Source organism: Provencibacterium massiliense (assembly GCF_900169495.1).
In the GTDB taxonomy this organism is placed as follows: domain Bacteria; phylum Bacillota; class Clostridia; order Oscillospirales; family Ruminococcaceae; genus Harryflintia; species Harryflintia acetispora.
Genome location: NZ_FWCH01000012.1, coordinates 136,285 through 151,646, shown reverse-complemented (window position 1 = coordinate 151,646; position 15,362 = coordinate 136,285). Strand labels below are relative to the sequence as shown.

General features: G+C 61.3%; 13 protein-coding genes and 1 other annotated feature. Of the genes, 5 read left to right on the top strand and 8 right to left on the bottom strand.

What is annotated here, in order from left to right; all coding sequences use genetic code 11:
• Positions 1 to 22: 22 nt before the first annotated feature.
• Together B5477_RS05765 and B5477_RS05760 are read right to left on the bottom strand one after the other, a co-directional pair.
• Positions 23 to 178 carry a peptide deformylase gene (locus B5477_RS05765; protein WP_079698813.1) on the bottom strand — a complete coding sequence of 52 codons (156 nt, stop codon included), beginning with the start codon at positions 176 to 178 and terminating at the stop codon, positions 23 to 25.
• Positions 179 to 193: 15 nt separating this feature from the next.
• Entirely contained in the window at positions 194 to 1,537 is a 1,344-nt protein-coding gene (locus B5477_RS05760) for an MATE family efflux transporter (protein ID WP_079698812.1), read from the bottom strand.
• Between the two features lie 396 nt (positions 1,538 to 1,933).
• Between B5477_RS05760 and B5477_RS05755 the strand changes: the two genes are divergently transcribed.
• Positions 1,934 to 3,187 carry a hypothetical protein gene (locus tag B5477_RS05755; RefSeq protein WP_079698811.1) on the top strand — a complete coding sequence of 418 codons (1,254 nt, stop codon included), beginning with the start codon at positions 1,934 to 1,936 and terminating at the stop codon, positions 3,185 to 3,187.
• 53 nt (positions 3,188 to 3,240) lie between these two features.
• Here B5477_RS05755 and B5477_RS05750 read toward each other — a convergent pair whose 3' ends face one another.
• From B5477_RS05750 to B5477_RS05735, 4 genes are read right to left on the bottom strand one after another with little or no spacing between them, the layout of a single operon-like run.
• Entirely contained in the window at positions 3,241 to 3,672 is a 432-nt protein-coding gene (locus B5477_RS05750) for an ACT domain-containing protein (protein WP_079698810.1), read from the bottom strand.
• 20 nt (positions 3,673 to 3,692) lie between these two features.
• Entirely contained in the window at positions 3,693 to 4,271 is a 579-nt protein-coding gene (locus tag B5477_RS05745; RefSeq protein WP_079698809.1) for an indolepyruvate oxidoreductase subunit beta, read from the bottom strand.
• A gap of 21 nt (positions 4,272 to 4,292) precedes the next feature.
• Positions 4,293 to 6,029 carry an indolepyruvate ferredoxin oxidoreductase subunit alpha gene (gene iorA / locus B5477_RS05740; RefSeq protein WP_079698808.1) on the bottom strand — a complete coding sequence of 579 codons (1,737 nt, stop codon included), beginning with the start codon at positions 6,027 to 6,029 and terminating at the stop codon, positions 4,293 to 4,295.
• Between the two features lie 44 nt (positions 6,030 to 6,073).
• Complete coding sequence (locus B5477_RS05735; protein ID WP_079698807.1) at positions 6,074 to 7,378, bottom strand: phenylacetate--CoA ligase family protein; 1,305 nt, start codon at positions 7,376 to 7,378, stop codon at positions 6,074 to 6,076.
• Between the two features lie 219 nt (positions 7,379 to 7,597).
• Here B5477_RS05735 and B5477_RS05730 point away from each other — a divergent pair, with 219 nt between their 5' ends.
• Together B5477_RS05730 and B5477_RS05725 are read left to right on the top strand one after the other, a co-directional pair.
• A complete protein-coding gene (locus tag B5477_RS05730; protein ID WP_079698806.1) occupies positions 7,598 to 9,199 on the top strand; it encodes a peptidoglycan D,D-transpeptidase FtsI family protein in 1,602 nt (533 codons plus the stop codon).
• A gap of 94 nt (positions 9,200 to 9,293) precedes the next feature.
• Complete coding sequence (locus B5477_RS05725; protein WP_079698805.1) at positions 9,294 to 10,163, top strand: DegV family protein; 870 nt, start codon at positions 9,294 to 9,296, stop codon at positions 10,161 to 10,163.
• A gap of 46 nt (positions 10,164 to 10,209) precedes the next feature.
• On the opposite strand, the gene B5477_RS05720 is transcribed toward B5477_RS05725, so the two are convergent.
• Positions 10,210 to 11,442, bottom strand: coding sequence for a hypothetical protein (locus tag B5477_RS05720; protein WP_143533550.1), 1,233 nt, complete (start codon positions 11,440 to 11,442; stop codon positions 10,210 to 10,212).
• 279 nt (positions 11,443 to 11,721) lie between these two features.
• Positions 11,722 to 11,973 (top strand) — a binding site (T-box leader).
• A 64-nt stretch (positions 11,974 to 12,037) separates the two neighbouring features.
• Between B5477_RS05720 and leuC the strand changes: the two genes are divergently transcribed.
• Together leuC and leuD are read left to right on the top strand one after the other, a co-directional pair.
• Positions 12,038 to 13,297, top strand: coding sequence for a 3-isopropylmalate dehydratase large subunit (gene leuC / locus B5477_RS05715; RefSeq protein WP_200806040.1), 1,260 nt, complete (start codon positions 12,038 to 12,040; stop codon positions 13,295 to 13,297).
• A 15-nt stretch (positions 13,298 to 13,312) separates the two neighbouring features.
• Positions 13,313 to 13,792, top strand: a complete 480-nt coding sequence (leuD, locus tag B5477_RS05710; RefSeq protein WP_079698803.1) for a 3-isopropylmalate dehydratase small subunit — start codon at positions 13,313 to 13,315, stop codon at positions 13,790 to 13,792.
• A 99-nt stretch (positions 13,793 to 13,891) separates the two neighbouring features.
• On the opposite strand, the gene B5477_RS05705 is transcribed toward leuD, so the two are convergent.
• Positions 13,892 to 15,178 (bottom strand): hypothetical protein, encoded by a 1,287-nt coding sequence (locus B5477_RS05705; protein ID WP_079698802.1) that lies wholly within the window; start codon positions 15,176 to 15,178, stop codon positions 13,892 to 13,894.
• Between the last annotated feature and the right edge of the window lie 184 nt (positions 15,179 to 15,362).

Below are 15,362 nucleotides of genomic sequence, written 5' to 3'. Positions count from 1 at the left end.
ACGGCCGTCGAAGCTCCTTTTGTTATTTCCCCTTATAGACAAGCGCCCTGCTGTCAACCGCGCGCATGGTCGCCAGGATCCCGTCGAGACGGTCGTACTCGTGCTGGATAAGCTCGCTCATGTCGCCCTTTAGCGCCCACTCGTGCCCGTTCCAGCTCTCGTCCCGAAAGCGGAGAATACAGCTTTATCCCCCTCAGACGGTGGTATGGTGAATCCATTTGCCGCCCCACATCCGCGGCAGGATGAAGAACAGCTTGCCCAGCTCGTCGCTCGAGAGCAGGAAGTAGACCCAGACCGGCGGGAAATGGAGCAAAAAGGCGGACGAGAAGCCGAGGACCAGCTTGAAGACCACCATGATGAAGGCGTCCACCCCCGCGCAGAAGGCGGTGTCCCCCGAGCCGCGCAGCACCCCGGCCAGGGTGACGATGTTGATCGACTGGCAGAAGAGCAGATAGGCCGCGACGAACATCATCCCCCTGATGATCCCGGCCGTCTCGGGCGAGGCGGCGACGAAGCCGGGCGCCACGGGCCGCAACAGCACCAGGATCAGCCCCACCACGATCCCGAAGACGACCCCGATCTTCATCATGGTCTTGGAGGTGCGCAGCGCCTCGTCGTCCTTCCCCTGGCCGATCAGGTTGCCGGTGATCACACCGGCGGCCACCCCGACGCCCATCACCGGGACCATGGCCAGCTCCTGCAGCATCGAGATAAAGCTGATGGCCGCCAGCGCCGACACGCCCAGCCGCCCGGTGATGACGGCCTGCAGCGAAATCCCCACCGCCCAGATCATCTCACTGCAGAGCACCGGCACGCTGTAGCGCACCACCGTGAACCAGTATGTGCGCGTCGGGCGGAAAAGATCGCGCAGCGAGAAGCGGACCTTTTTCTCGATGCAGTACATATAGACCAGCACCATCACGCTCTCGCAGATGCGGCTGATCAGGGTCGCCAGCGCCGCGCCGCGGATCTCCATACGGGGCGCGCCCAGGTTGCCGAAGATAAAAACCCAGTGCAGCACGAGGTTGAGCGCGAAGGAAAGCCCATAGATGCACAGCGAAACCCGCACATTCTCCATACTGCGCAGGCTGATGAGAAAGACCCCAGTAAAGGCGGCGAAGACATAGGAGAAGGCGATGATCCGAAGGAACTCGACCCCGCTGGCGATGACCTGCGGGTCGTTGGTGAAGATGGACATCACGGCGGCCGGGAAGGCGAGCACCAGTGCGCCGAGCAGCGCCCCGGCGATCATTCCCACCCGAAGGATCAAGCCCATGATCGCTCGGATGGGGTCGAGCTCGCCCTTGCCCCAATATTGAGCGGTCAGCACGGTGGAGCCGGTGGCCAGGCCGAAAATGGTGGTGGAAAACAGGAAATAGGGCTGGTTGCCCTGCGCGACGGCGGAGAGCTGCACCTCGCTGATATTGCCGATCATCAGCGTATCCATCGCGGCAACGCCGGTGGTGATCAGGCTCTGCAGCGCCACCGGAAAGGCGATATAAAAAATCCTCCAGAAGAGCGAATGTTCCCGATTCAAACCGCTATCCCCTTTGCACCCCGTATTGTCGAGAAAAAACCATCACTAAAAATTGTATCACACCTGCCCGCGCGCCTGTCAAGGGCAAAGGAGAATTCTCTCTGGAAGCGACAAAGGACAGGCCCGGTTTTTAGCAGGAAGCAACAAAAATTCCCTCAAATAAAAAGGCCGTTAGATATGCAGTCTAACGGCCTTCATTTCAGTCTTATTCGCAGGAAAAGGGAGCAGCGCTCCCAACTCCTTCCATTCTTTCCCTAATTATATCCTTCTTTGGCGAAAAATGCAAGCAAAAGACGGATTTTTCATCCCCTCCCGATGAACGCGCGGCCGTTAGACTGCATATCTGCTGGTCATTTTGTTTTGTTGCAGACGCGGCCCCTGTCAGGAGGACCTCTGATGAAACGGTTTATCCATTTTCTGTTCCTGCCGCTCGTCTTCGCGGCGCTCTCCCTCCCCGTCCACGCCGCGCAGGAGGGGGTAACGGTCGCGGTGCAGGGCGGCTACGTCTGCGACTACGGGGTCAATATCCCCTTCACCCGCTCGCCGCGCACCGGCAGCTATACCTTCTCCCTTTACCCGGGCGGTGCGGCGGCGGGGAGCCCCGAGGTCACGGCGGCGGTGGAGATCACCTCCGCCGCACCGGTGAACGTCTACCTGCCGCTGCGCTACGACCCGGCCGGGCCGAGCACCTGGACGCTGGCCGTCACCGCCCATGTGGCGCCCGGGCGGAAGGCGCTCGACCGGGAGGCCACGGCCGCCAGGACCTTCACCACCGCCCCCACCTGCGGCTGCCCCGCCGGGACGGCGGGGGCCTACTACGTGGGGGACGGCAGCGCGCAGCGCCCCTTTCTGGTGGGCGCGCGGGAACAGCTCGCCCATATGGAAAAGCACCTCGCCGCAAGTCTCTTGCAGGTAGCAGACATCGACTGCGGCGGGACCCTCCCGACGATCAGCTGCTTTACCGGGAGCTACGACGGCGGCTGGCATAAAATCAGCGGGCTGGATAAACCCCTGTTTTGGACGCTCAGGCAGGCGACCGTCCAGCGCCTCGGGATCGAGGACTCCACCGCCATTTTCCCCACCCTGAGCGATCACATCGGCATATTGGCGGGCTCTGTCCATGACGGCACAATCCGCGACTGCTACAGCCTCAATTGCTCCCTCAAGGGCTACAACACCGGCGGACTGATCGGCGGATTCTTCGGTGAGGCGAGCAGGATCGAGCGCTGCTACGCCCTGGGCGCGCGGGTGGATTCCCACAGCAGCCCCGCCGGGCTGGTCGGGCGCGCTGACGAGGCCCGGTTCCAAATGTCGCACTGCTACGCGATCCCCGCCTATCTTTCGACGGAATCGGCCGGATACCCGTCGGGCGCCCTGTTCGGCTCGAGCGCCTATGACGGCCATACCACCTCGATTACCCAGTCCTATTGGTGCACCTCGGTGGTCTCAAACGGGGCGGGCGGGGCCTATCTCAACGCCCGCGTCTCGATCGACTCCTACTCCAAGGGATTGCCCCTCGCCGGCTTCTCCACCCTCGGGAATCTCACCGGCTTCGACGATTCAGACTGGGTGGTGCGCCATATGACCTTCGATTCGCCCGGCGGCAGCGTGACGGCCGAGGTGCCGGTGCTGCGCGGCTTCTACGAATAACCGCGCCAAAAGAGGCCCCGCAAACTTGCGGGGCCTCTTTTCTTTGTATCCGTTTATTTATCGAAAATCTCTTCCTCTCCCAGCAGCGAAATTCCCTGCTGCGAGAGCTTCTCGGCGGCGAGCGCGTTGTCCCTTACGCGCAGGATCACCGACGCCGCCTTCTGGTCCCGGCTGATGAAGGCGTACATATACTCGACGGTGATCTTCTCGTCATATAAAATCTTCATCGCCTTCGAGAGCCCGCCCGGCTTGTCCTCGATCCCGATGGCCAGCACCTCGGTCAGCGAGACGGTCAGCCCTGCCTCCTTGAGCGCCCGCTGGGCCACGTCCGGATGGCTGACGATCAGGCGCAGGATCCCGAAATCGGTGGTGTCCGAGATGGAGACCGCCCGGATGTCCACGCCGTGCTCCCCCAAAATCGAGGTAATCTCATAAAGCCTCCCCGGCTTGTTCTCCACAAAGACGGACAGCTGCTTAACTACCATCGAAAACCTCTCCTTTCCATTTAGCCCGCGGCCTTGACACCCAGCTCGAACGCCTCCAAATTGAGCTGCCGCAGCTTTTCGGGTACCAATGCCTTCACCGCGTCGGTCCAAAGGCTTTTATCAAACCCCAACATGGTCGAGAGCACGCCCATGAGCACCACGTTGACCGCCTTGGCGTTCCCCGCCTGCAGTGCCGGGGAGAGCGCGTCGAAGGCCAGGATGTCCACGCCCTTCGCTTTGATCTTTTCCACCAGGTCCTTCGGATATTCGGCCGCGCCGGTGATCACCGGCATGGGGTCGATCTGCTGGGTGTTGGTGATCAGCTTGCCACCCATTTTGAGATAGGGCACCCAGCGCGCCGCCTCGAGCAGCTCGAAGGAGACGATATAGTCGGCCTCCCCCTTGTCGATGACCGGGGACAGGACCTTCTCGCCGTATTTGACGTAGGTGACCACCGAACCGCCCCGCTGGCTCATGCCGTGGACTTCGCTGACCTTGACGTCCAGCCCGCTTTGCAGCGTCACGCTGCCGAGAATCCGGCTGGCGAGCAGGGTGCCCTGTCCGCCCACGCCGACAATCATAATATTCGTCGTATTCATATCGTTATTCCCCTCTTCGCATTAGTCCTCGTCGTGCTTCTTGATCGCGCCGGGCTTACAGAGCCTCTGGCAGAGGTCGCACCCCACGCAGAGGGTGGCGTCGATCTGCGCCTTGCCCTCCTTCATGCTGATGGCGGGACACCCGATCCCGAGGCACATCTTACAGGAGACGCAGCGCGCGCGGTCCACATGGAAGGGCGGGTTCTTCTTGACCTTTTTGAGCAGCACGCAGGGCCGGCGGGTGATGATGACCGACGGCTCGTCGGCGGCCAGCTCCTCGGTGATGATCTTCTTGAGCTCATAAAGCTCGTTGGGGTCCACCACCCGAATACGGCGCACCCCCGCGCCCTCGCACATCTTTTCGATGCTCACCATATAGGTCGGCTCATTTTTGAGCGTCAGCCCGGTGGTGGGGTTCTGCTGGTGCCCGGTCATGCCGGTGATCGAGTTGTCCAGCACGATGACGGTGGAAATCCCCTTGTTGTAGGTGATGTTGATCAGCCCCGTGACCCCCGAATGCATGAAGGTCGAGTCGCCGATGACCGCCACCGAATTTTTGGCGCTCTCACTGCCCCTGGCCTTGTTGAAGCCGTGCAGCCCGCTGATCGAGGCGCCCATACAGACGGTGGTGTCCATCGCCTGCAGCGGCGGCGCGGCGCCCAGGGTGTAGCAGCCGATGTCTCCGAAGACGGTGACCCCCAGCTTATGTAAGGTGTAAAAGAGGCCGCGGTGCGGGCAGCCCGGGCACATGACCGGCGGGCGCACCGGGATATTCTCGTCGAGCGTCAGGTATTCCGGCTTCTCCCCGGCGATTCTTTCGCGCAGATAGGTCTGGGAATACTCGTAGAGGAGGGTGAATTCCTCCTTGCCCTTCACCTCGAGCCCCAGCGCGCGGCAGTGGTTCTCGATGAAGGGGTCGAGCTCCTCCACCACATAGAGGGTTTCGACCTCGGCGGCAAAGTCGCGCAGCAACTGCTCGGGCAGCGGGTAGGAGATGCCGAGCTTTAAAAAGCTCGCCTGCGGGAAGGCCTCCTTGGCGTACTGGTAGGCGACGCCGCCGGTGATGATCCCGAGCTTTCTGTCGCCCATCTCCACCCGGTTGTAGGGGCAGTTCTCCGCATATGCCTTGATCGCCCGTTGGCGCTCCTCGACCGCGACGTGGCGGCCCTTGGCGTTGCCGGGCATCATCACGTATTTCTGGGGGTTCTTCTTGTATTCGCGCAACGGCACATCCTGCCGCTCGCCGGTGTCCACAATGCTCTGGGAATGGGAGATGCGCGTCGAGAGGCGCAGCAGCACCGGCAGATCGAACCGCTCGGAAAGCTCGAAGGCGTCCTTGGTGAACTGCAGGCACTCCGCCGAATCGGAGGGCTCGAGCATCATGAGCTTGGCCGCCTCGGCGTAGTGCCGGGAGTCCTGTTCGTTTTGGGAGGAGTGCATGCCCGGGTCGTCCGCCACGGCGATGAGCATGCCGCCGTTCACCCCGGTATAGGAGGCGGTGAAGAGCGGGTCGGCCGCGACGTTGAGGCCCACATGCTTCATCGCGCAGAAGGAACGCGCCCCGCCGATCGACGCGCCGATGGCCGCCTCCATGGCGACTTTCTCATTGGGCGCCCACTCGGCGTAGACCTCCTCGAATTTGGCGACCTCCTCGGTGATCTCGGTGCTGGGGGTGCCGGGATAGCTGGAAGCGATGGTGCACCCGGCTTCATAAAGTCCTCTGGCAACCGCTTTGTTGCCAAGCATGAGCTGTTTCAATGGAAATTTCCCTCCAAGTCTATTTCACAATTCAAGTACGTGTCTCAGTGCGCATCGCGCAGGTCGACGATCCGTTTGGCCTTGCCCGCGAAGCGCTCGATCGACTTGGGCTCGGCCAGGGAAACCTTGGCGTCGATCCCGAGCACGGTGTGCAGCTTGTGCTTGATCGCGCCGTGCAGCCGCTCGAGCTCGCTGTAGCTCTCGAGCAGCGAGCCGTCGAGCAGCTCGACTTTGACCTCCAGCTTGTCCACAAACCCCTCGCGGGTGACGATGAGCTGGTAATGCGGGCCGATCTCCTTAACCGTAAAGAGCACCGACTCGATCTGGCCGGGGAAGACGTTGACCCCGCGGATCTTGAGCATATCGTCCGCGCGGCCCATGATCTTGTCCATGCGCACGTTGGTGCGCCCGCACTCGCAGGGCTCGTAATTGAGGCGGCTGATGTCCTTGGTGCGGTAGCGCAGCACCGGGAAGCACTCCTTGGTCAGGGTGGTGATAACCAGCTCCCCGGTCTCCCCCGCTTTCAGCACCTGCCCGGAGTGGGAGTCGATGATCTCGGGGATGAAGTGGTCCTCGGCGACGTGCATGCCCTCGCGGCGGTAGCACTCCCCCGAGACGCCCGGCCCCATCAGCTCGCTCATGCCGTAGTTGTCGGTGGCAAAGAGCCCCCAAGCCTCCTCGATCTTTTCGCGCAGCTCGATCGAGCAGCCCTCCGAGCCGAACAGGCCGATTTTGAGTTTAAAGTCGTTCTTGACGTCGTATCCGAGATCCTTTGCCGTCTCGGCCATGTACATCGCGTAGGAAGGGGTGGAGATGACGGTGGTCGCTCCGAAGTCCTTCATCAGCATGAGCTGCTTTTCGGTGTTCCCGCTCGAGGCGGGGACCACCGCCGCACCGAGGCGCTCCAGCCCATAGTGCAGTCCCAGCGCGCCGGTAAAGAGCCCGTAGCCGAAGGAAATCTGGGCGATGTCCTCGTCGGTGACCCCCACCGCGGCGCACAGCCGCGCCACCAGCCGCGCCCACACGTCCAGGTCGCTCCGGGTGTAGCCCACGACGGTGGGCTTGCCGGTGGTGCCGGAGGAGGCGTGGATGCGCACGACCTCCTTCATCGACACGGCGAACATGCCGAAGGGATATGTATCGCGGATGTCCTCCTTGGTGGTGAAGGGCATATATTGCAGGTCGCTCAGCGTCTTGATCCTTGCCGGATCAAAGCCGGCGCCGTCAAACTTCTTGTGGTACATCTCAATGCGCTCGTAGCAGTACTGCGCGATGTGCCGAAGCCTTTCCAGCTGCAGCGCCTCGATGTCGGCGCGCCGCATGGTTTCAAATTCTTTTTCAAAAATCATGGCGGACCCTCCAGCGGTTCTCGATTCTGTCTTTGCGGGGGCGGCTGTCCAGATTTTCGTCCCGCGCTTTAACGAGTAAAATCATTATAGCAGAAAATAAGCGAAAAATCATCATAAATTTCACAATCCCCTAAAATCCGGGCCGCACCCGCCCGCATAGCCGCTTTGCCGCCGCCCAATAATACCCTTGAATCAAGAATATCTGAGGGGGCTTTTCCCATGTATAAGCGCATGACCGTGCTGTTCTGCCTGATGGTCGCCGTGGCCGCGACCCTCTTTTTCCGCCTTTACTACCTCACCGCCGGGGACAGCCTGAGCACCGCCGCCAAAACCCAAAGCAGCTACACGCTGGACGTGGTCAGTGAGCGGGGCACCATCTACGACCGCAACCTGCAGCCGCTGACCGGCAACCGGGAGCGGTATATCGCCGCCGTAATGCCCTGCCGCCAGTCCCTGGCGGCGCTCTCCCAGGAGCTCAGCGGACAGCGGCGGGAGCAGATGATAGAGAGCTTCTCGGACAACCGCCCCTTTTTAATTGAGGTGGACTCCCCCGACATCTACGCCTATGGGGTGGACGTCTTTAAATCGAGCGAGCGCTACTCCTCCCCCCAGCTTGCCGCCCACATCATCGGCCACCTGCAGGACGGCAAGGGCGCCTACGGGATCGAGCGCTCCTACGACGAAATCTTGTCCTCCTGCGGCAGCAAAGTGTCGATCAGCTACGCGGTGGACGCGCGCAAATCTCCGCTCGCCGGGGTGGCCCCCGCCATCAGCCGGAACTACTCGGGCGAGGGGGTGGTGCTCACCCTGGATAAGGAAATCCAGCAACTTGTCGAGGAAGCCGCCGGCTATTACATCGAAAAGGGCGCGGTGGTGGTGATGGATATCCACACCGGGGACATCGTGGCCAGCGCCAGCTTCCCCGCCTTCGACCCCGGCGACGTTTCGGCCTCGATGGACGCGCCCGGCTCCCCCTTTGTCAACCGGGCCTTCTCCGCCTACAACGTCGGCTCCACCTTCAAGCTCCTCACCGCCGCCTGCGCGCTGGACAGCGGGATCAGCGAGAACCTGGGATACGAGTGCAAGGGCTACATTGAAATCGACTCGGTGCGCTTCAACTGCCACAAGCTGACCGGCCACAGCTGGCTCACCATGCAGCGGGCGATCGAGCAGTCCTGCAACCCCTATTTCATCAATCTCGGACAGAAGCTCGATCCGGCGCGTTACCTGGAGCTGTGCCGGGCGGTGGGCTTTAGCCGCTCCATCCGCCTCGCCCCGCAGCTGAGCACCTCCGCCGGCACCCTTCCGAGCGTCGAGGCGCTGCAAAACCATGCCGAGCTTGCCAACTTCTCGTTTGGGCAGGGGGCCTTGACCGCCTCCCCGGTGCAGATCGCCCAGCTGATTTGCTGTATCGCCAACGGCGGCAGCGCCGTGTCGCCCCATCTGGTGGCGGGGGCGACCGCGGACGGCGAGACCCTTTCCCAGGAAAACCCCGCCACCGCCCCGGTGCGGGTGATCTCGCAGAACACGGCACAGATTTTGCAGCGGATGATGGTCGCCACCGTGGAGGAGGGCAGCGGCCAGAACGCCAAGCCCGACATCGGCTCGGCGGGCGGGAAGACCGCCTCGGCCCAGACCGGGATATTCCTGGAAAACGGCAGCGAGATCGTCCACGCCTGGTTTTCCGGCTTCTACCCGGCCAAGGACCCCAAGTACGCCATCGTGGTGCTCAACGAGGGTGGCAATTCGGGCGGGGCGGTGGCCGCCCCGGTCTTCCGGCAGGTCGCCAACGGAATCCAGCGCCTCGGGAAGCTGTCCTGATTCCCGCTTTTGCTTGCGAAACAGGCCGGGATGGTATATAATGACACCATTGGGCCGGCGCGCTGCGCCGAATTTTGAGGGTGAGGTGCGAGCAATGGCTGGCAAATATGTCATTACCTGCAACAATACCGCGGACCTGCCGCAGGAATTCATTGAGAAAAATGGGCTTCCGATCGCTCATCTGGGGTATTCCATCGACGGGGAGGACTACGATGGGGACCAAAAGAAGCTGGACCCGAAGGACTTTTACGCCCTCATGCGCGAGGGGAAGATGACGAAAACCCACCAGGTTTCCCCCGAAGGGGCGCGCGCGGTGATCGAGCCCTTTTTGCAGCAGGGTTACGACGTGCTGCATATCGCGTTTTCCTCCGGGCTTTCGGGTACCTGCGGGAGCACCGAGGTGGCCGCCCAGGAGCTGCGCGAGCAGTACCCCGAGCGCAAAATCGAGGTGGTGGACTCCCTGTGTGCCTCCCTTGGCGAGGGGCTGCTCGTCTACCGGGCGTTAAAGCTCAAAAGCGAGGGCAAGACCCTCGACGAGGTCAGGGACTGGCTCTATGAAAACCGGCTGCATCTCTGCCACTATTTCACGGTGGACGATCTGAACTTCCTCTACCGGGGCGGGCGGGTCTCCAAGACGGCCGCCTTCTTCGGCACCATGCTGGGGATCAAGCCGGTGCTGCATGTTGACGACGAGGGGCACCTCATCCCGCTGACCAAGGTGCGCGGCCGGCGCCAGTCGCTGCAAAAGCTGGTGGACTACATGGAGGAGCTCGCGGCGGGGAGGCAAAACGACATCGTCTTCATCAGCCACGGCGACTGCCAGGAGGACGCGCAGTACGTCGCCGACGAGGTCAAGCGCCGCCTCGGGATCGAAAACTTCATCATCAACTACGTCGGGCCCACCATCGGGGCCCATTCGGGACCGGGAACGGTCGCGCTCTTCTTCTTTGGGGAGAAGCGCTAGCATATGGCATAAAAAGCGGCCCCCGGCACATGCCGGGGACCGCTTTTTAGTGGTCGAACACCCGCAGCACCGGCCGGCCCAAAGAGCCGTCCATCCGCCAGACCGTGTCAAAGTCCCAGCCCTGGGAAGTAAATTTGCTCTGGTCGGCGAATTCGGCGCCGGTAAGGGCAAAACAGCCGTTGTTGTTTTTGTCCCCACAGGCATACTGGACCCCGGCGGAGTTGGGGTACTCCCAGGCGCAGGCGGAAGCGTTGATGTCATAGCCGGTAATCGCCCCGCCCTTAAGCGTGGAGGACAGTGAATCGATCAGGGTGTAACAGCCGATCGACTTTGTTCCTCCGTTCCCTTCGGAAGATATTCCTCCCACATAGGCACCTCGGATCGTGAGCCCCGAGGCATAACAATTTTCAATACGATTCAATTTGTTGTCACTTGTATTGTCATCTCCGGCGGAAATGCTTCCGGTATAGGAATAGGGAGTCGACTCGGCAATAAAAGTGCAATCTTCAACAAAACAATTTCTGACCACAACTTTTCCATAAAACGTCCCCATCGCCGCCGCCAGTCTCTGCCCATGAAATACCGAATCCCGAACGCCCAAATTTTCAATTTGGGCGTTGACCGGATTGCCAAACAAGCTGGCTGCATTCGCTGTAATATTAGCCTCGGAAATCACGTACCCCCCGCCGTCGTAGCTTCCGGTGAAACTGGGTATGGGCGAAAAATTATCAAATACCGCCAGACTGATGTCGTTGACCTGCCGGTAGCTCTTTCCCAGATGTGGGCGCACATGGTCGAACTGCTGCGGCGAGGAGATCCAATACGGGTCGGCCGCCGCACCCGTACCCATGTAAAACGCGCCCGCCGTACCCGCCGCACAGCCGCAGGTCGGCGTGGAGGCGGTGACGAAGGAGATGGTCTTCACCCCCTCCCGCTCCAGCCCCTCCCGCCCCGGCAGGACGTGGGCCGTCACTTTCAGGGTGTGCGTGCTTGGCCCGGTAACATCGTAGCGCAGCGGCAGAAAGACTGTCACCGGGGAATCGGCGTGTACCTCCACCTCGGCGCGCACCTCGGGGGCGCCCGCCGCCGTGTCCCCCGCATAAATTTCAAAGGTGTAGCTGTCGCTCCTCCCGGTGCGGGTAAAGGGGATGTTTATCCCGTAATCGCAGGAATAGCCGTCCTGCACCGTTACCGTCACACCGTCTCCCGCGGCGCCGGACGGCACAAGGACGAGCAGCGCGCCCAGCACTGCAACGACGGTTCCCATCAGCTTTTTCATCATGCGTCCCCCTTAAGCAATAAGACCGCTAGCAAGGATATCTTGCGGCCGACCCCGCCGGGGGACGGGATGAAAAGCCGCCCTCTTCCCTTGAAATCCGTACCAAAACAGGGTATAATTAGAAAAAAGAAAGCAAGAGACGGCCGAATGCTCTTTTTACAGTCGAGCTTTCGGCCTACGCTTGACCACCTGATATCCTTACTGACGGTCATTTTTATTTTTTCCGGCGGAAAAGCATCTTGACAAACGGAAAGCAAAAGTTTATCATGAATTCAATATGAAAATACGCTCACGAGGACCAGTAGGACCCCTTCCCCGTACGCAGAGAGCTGCCGGTTGGTGCAAGGCAGCTGCGGCAGGAGTGCGAACTCCCCTCTCAGTAGCCCTTCTCAAACGTCAGGAGTAGGAAGGGACGTGACCCGCCCGTTACAGCGGGAGGATATGGTTGTATCCGTCCGAGATGCATGCCCCCTGTTTGGAGGGTATGAATTAGAGTGGTACCGCGTAAGACAGCAGTCTTTCGTCTCTAAGGTTTAGAGGCGAAGGGCTTTTTTGTTGTAGAAACAGTATATTAACCGATAGGAGGAATTCCCATATGGCCATGACCATGACCCAGAAAATTCTGGCGCACGCCGCCAAAAAGGACGAGGTGAAGGCGGGCGAGCTGATCAGCATCCCCTGCGACGTGGTGCTCGGCAACGACATCACCACCCCCGTCGCCATCGACGAGTTCGAGAAGTACGGCTTCGAGAGCGTCTACGACAAGGACAAAATCTGCATCGTGTGCGACCACTTCACCCCCAACAAGGACATCAAGGCCGCCAAGCAGTCGGCGCGCTGCCGCCAGTTTGCAAGCAAATACGACATCACCCACTTCTACGACGTGGGCAAGATGGGGATCGAGCACGCGCTGTTGCCCGAGCAGGGGATCGTCAAGGCCGGGCAGGTCATCATCGGCGCGGACAGCCACACCTGCACCTATGGGGCGCTGGGCGCCTTCTCGACCGGCGTGGGCTCGACCGACATGTGCGCGGGCATGAAGAGCGGCAAGTGCTGGTTCAAGGTCCCGGCCGCCCAGCGCTTTGTGCTGCACGGCAAGCTGTCCCCCTACGTTTCGGGCAAGGACGTGATCCTACATATCATCGGCATGATCGGGGTGGACGGCGCGCTCTACCAGTCGATGGAATTTTGCGGCGAGGGGGTCGCCTCCCTTTCGATGGACGATAGGTTCACCATCGCCAACATGGGGATCGAAGCCGGCGCCAAGAACGCCATCTTCCCGGTGGACGAGCAGACCAGGCGCTACATGCGCGAGCATAACGCGGGCGAGTACATCGAATTTGCCGCCGACGAGGACGCGCCTTACGTGGAGAGCTATGACATTGATCTGAGCACTTTAAAGCCCACCGTCTCGCTGCCCCATCTGCCGGAGAACGCGCGCGAGGTCGCGGCGCTCGATAAAATCGAAATCCAGCAGGTGGTCATCGGCTCCTGCACCAACGGGCGGATCAGCGACCTCGAGGCCGCCGCCAAGGTTTTTGAAGGCCGCCAGGTGCACGACGGCGTGCGGGCGATCATCATCCCCGCCACCCAGGAAATCTATCTCGAGGCCATGCGAAGAGGGTACCTCGAAACCTTCATGCTCGCCGGCTGCGCCGTCTCCACCCCGACCTGCGGGCCGTGCCTGGGCGGGCACATGGGGATCCTCGCTCCGCATGAGCGGTGCGTGGCCACCACCAACCGCAACTTCGTCGGGCGGATGGGCGACACCACCAGCGAGGTCTACCTTGCCTCGCCCGAAACCGCGGCGGCCAGCGCCGTGGCGGGCTACATCACCACCCCCGACAAACTGTAAAAGGAGGAACCAGATATGCTGTTAAAAGGTGCTGTTCACCGCTTTCAAAATAACGTCGACACCGACGTGATCATCCCGGCGCGCTACCTCAACACCACCGACCCCAAAGAGCTCGCCTCCCACTGCATGGAGGACATCGACAAGGATTTCGTCAAGAAGGTGCGCCCCGGGGACATCATCGTGGCGGGGAACAATTTCGGCTGCGGCTCCTCCCGCGAGCACGCGCCCCTGGCCATCAAGACCGCCGGCGTGAGCTGCGTCATCGCCCGCTCCTTCGCGCGGATTTTCTACCGCAATTCGATCAACATCGGGCTGCCCATCCTCGAGTGCCCCGCGCTGGTGGACGAAACCAAGGAGGGCGACGCCCTCTCGGTCAACCTGGACACCGGAGAGATAGAAAACCTCACGACCGGCAAGAAATATACCGCGGTCCCCTTCCCCGAGTCGATCCTCGAGATCATCCGCAAGGGCGGGCTGCTTAGATCCATCCAGTAATAAAAAAAGCGGCGCGCTGGCTCAATAGCCAGCGCGCCGCTTTTTCTGCGTTTGGGTGCATGCCGCCCCCATCGGCAAATTTTCACCTCCCCTCGCCAATCAGTCCTCCGGGCCAAACCCGGCTTCGTCCGCGCTTGGCGCGGACTGCAGGGCGCGGGACTGCGGAGCGGTGAGCGGACGCTCGCACCGAAGGGTGGGGTATTCGGCCCCCTCCCTGACCTCCCAATATTCCCCGGAAAGGCCCGGGAGGTTGGAGAGCGAGGAGAACGAGCCCAGCGGCAGTCCCAAGGTCCCGGCCGGGTCGTAGTTGTAAGTCCCGGAGCGCATATACCAGCCCACCGCGCCCTTGGCGACTCCCGGCGCGGTGTCGTTGGAATAATAGCAGCCGGAAAACTGGTCGTTGCCGGCATTGTCCCAGCCCACCAGCGTCCCCCGGCCATAGCTGTAAAAGGTAATTTTGTCAGGGATGGCAAAGCACTCGTTTAAAACCGCCCCGCTCGAGTGACCCGCAAAGGCTCCCACATGCCGGCCCTGGGTAATTACATGTGCGGCATAGCAGCGCTCCAGGGTCGAATTGTTCACATTGCCCGCCAGCGCGCCGTTATTGTTGTCCACCCCGCCGATGCTCGAATCCCGCAGGAAGCATTCGCTGATAAAGGAGTTTTCGGTGGTGCCCGCCAGCGCGCCGAGCGTGACGCCCGTCGGCGAATAGAAGTCCAGACCGGTGAGCCCCAGCCTTCGGACGGTGGCCCCGCTGAGCTGGCCGAACAGGCTGAACCCTTCAATGTTTTGGAAGGGGATATGGGAGATGGTGTAGCCGTCCCCGTCGTAAGTTCCGGTGAAGACGGAGAGCGGCTGCCAGGGCGTGGGCCAGCCGCTAAGGTCGATATGCGCCGTCTGCCGAAAGCAGGCGGACAGGTGCTCGCGCACATGGTCGAGCTGCTGCGGCGTGCCCACCCGGTAGGGGTTTTCGCTGCTGCCATCCCCGGCGAGGAAGGCGCCGGGAGCCTCCGGATGCCCGCAGGTGACCCCGGCCTCGAAGGGGTATTCCCGGGTGAAGGGGGCGTCCAGCCCCTGGCGCTGCGGCTGTACGTTGGCACTCACGGTCAGCAGGTACTGCCGGCGTTGGGTCAGATCATAGTCAAAGGGCAGGAAAACAGTCTGCGCCGCGGGAACGCTCAACGTCTTCTGCATTAGCAGGCTGGCCGGGTCAGCTGTGCTCCCTTCATAGACCGTGAAGGTGTAGTTGTCGGCGCGCGGCGAAGGGGTGAACGGGAAGGAGATCCCGTAAACGTCCGCGTACGCCTGGGATGGGGAGAGCGCCCACGCGCGGATGGGGAACAAGATCAGGACAACGATCACAAGGGCCAGGAGCTTTCGTTTCATCCAACTTCCATCCTTTCCGGAAAGACCTACAGCATAGCTTACTGGCTGTCTTTTTCCGGGCGGGTATCTCCCCCAAAAGCCGGATTCCCCTTGTAAACCTTCTCAAAAAAGGATATAATTAGGATAATTTAGTAAAATTACCGCAGTTTTGCGGCCCAAAACGACCAGACGGCATATAAAAATG

Bases quoted from the DNA above. Each gene is read 5' to 3' on its own strand.
- B5477_RS05750 (WP_079698810.1), bottom strand. From the start codon at position 3,672: ATGGTAGTTAAGCAGCTGTCCGTCTTTGTGGAGAACAAGCCGGGGAGG.
- B5477_RS05720 (WP_143533550.1), bottom strand. From the start codon at position 11,442: ATGAAAAAGCTGATGGGAACCGTCGTTGCAGTGCTGGGCGCGCTGCTC.
- B5477_RS05755 (WP_079698811.1), top strand. From the start codon at position 1,934: ATGAAACGGTTTATCCATTTTCTGTTCCTGCCGCTCGTCTTCGCGGCG.
- B5477_RS05725 (WP_079698805.1), top strand. From the start codon at position 9,294: ATGGCTGGCAAATATGTCATTACCTGCAACAATACCGCGGACCTGCCG.
- B5477_RS05730 (WP_079698806.1), top strand. From the start codon at position 7,598: ATGTATAAGCGCATGACCGTGCTGTTCTGCCTGATGGTCGCCGTGGCC.
- B5477_RS05735 (WP_079698807.1), bottom strand. From the start codon at position 7,378: ATGATTTTTGAAAAAGAATTTGAAACCATGCGGCGCGCCGACATCGAG.
- leuD (WP_079698803.1), top strand. From the start codon at position 13,313: ATGCTGTTAAAAGGTGCTGTTCACCGCTTTCAAAATAACGTCGACACC.
- B5477_RS05745 (WP_079698809.1), bottom strand. From the start codon at position 4,271: ATGAATACGACGAATATTATGATTGTCGGCGTGGGCGGACAGGGCACC.
- leuC (WP_200806040.1), top strand. From the start codon at position 12,038: ATGGCCATGACCATGACCCAGAAAATTCTGGCGCACGCCGCCAAAAAG.
- B5477_RS05705 (WP_079698802.1), bottom strand. From the start codon at position 15,178: ATGAAACGAAAGCTCCTGGCCCTTGTGATCGTTGTCCTGATCTTGTTC.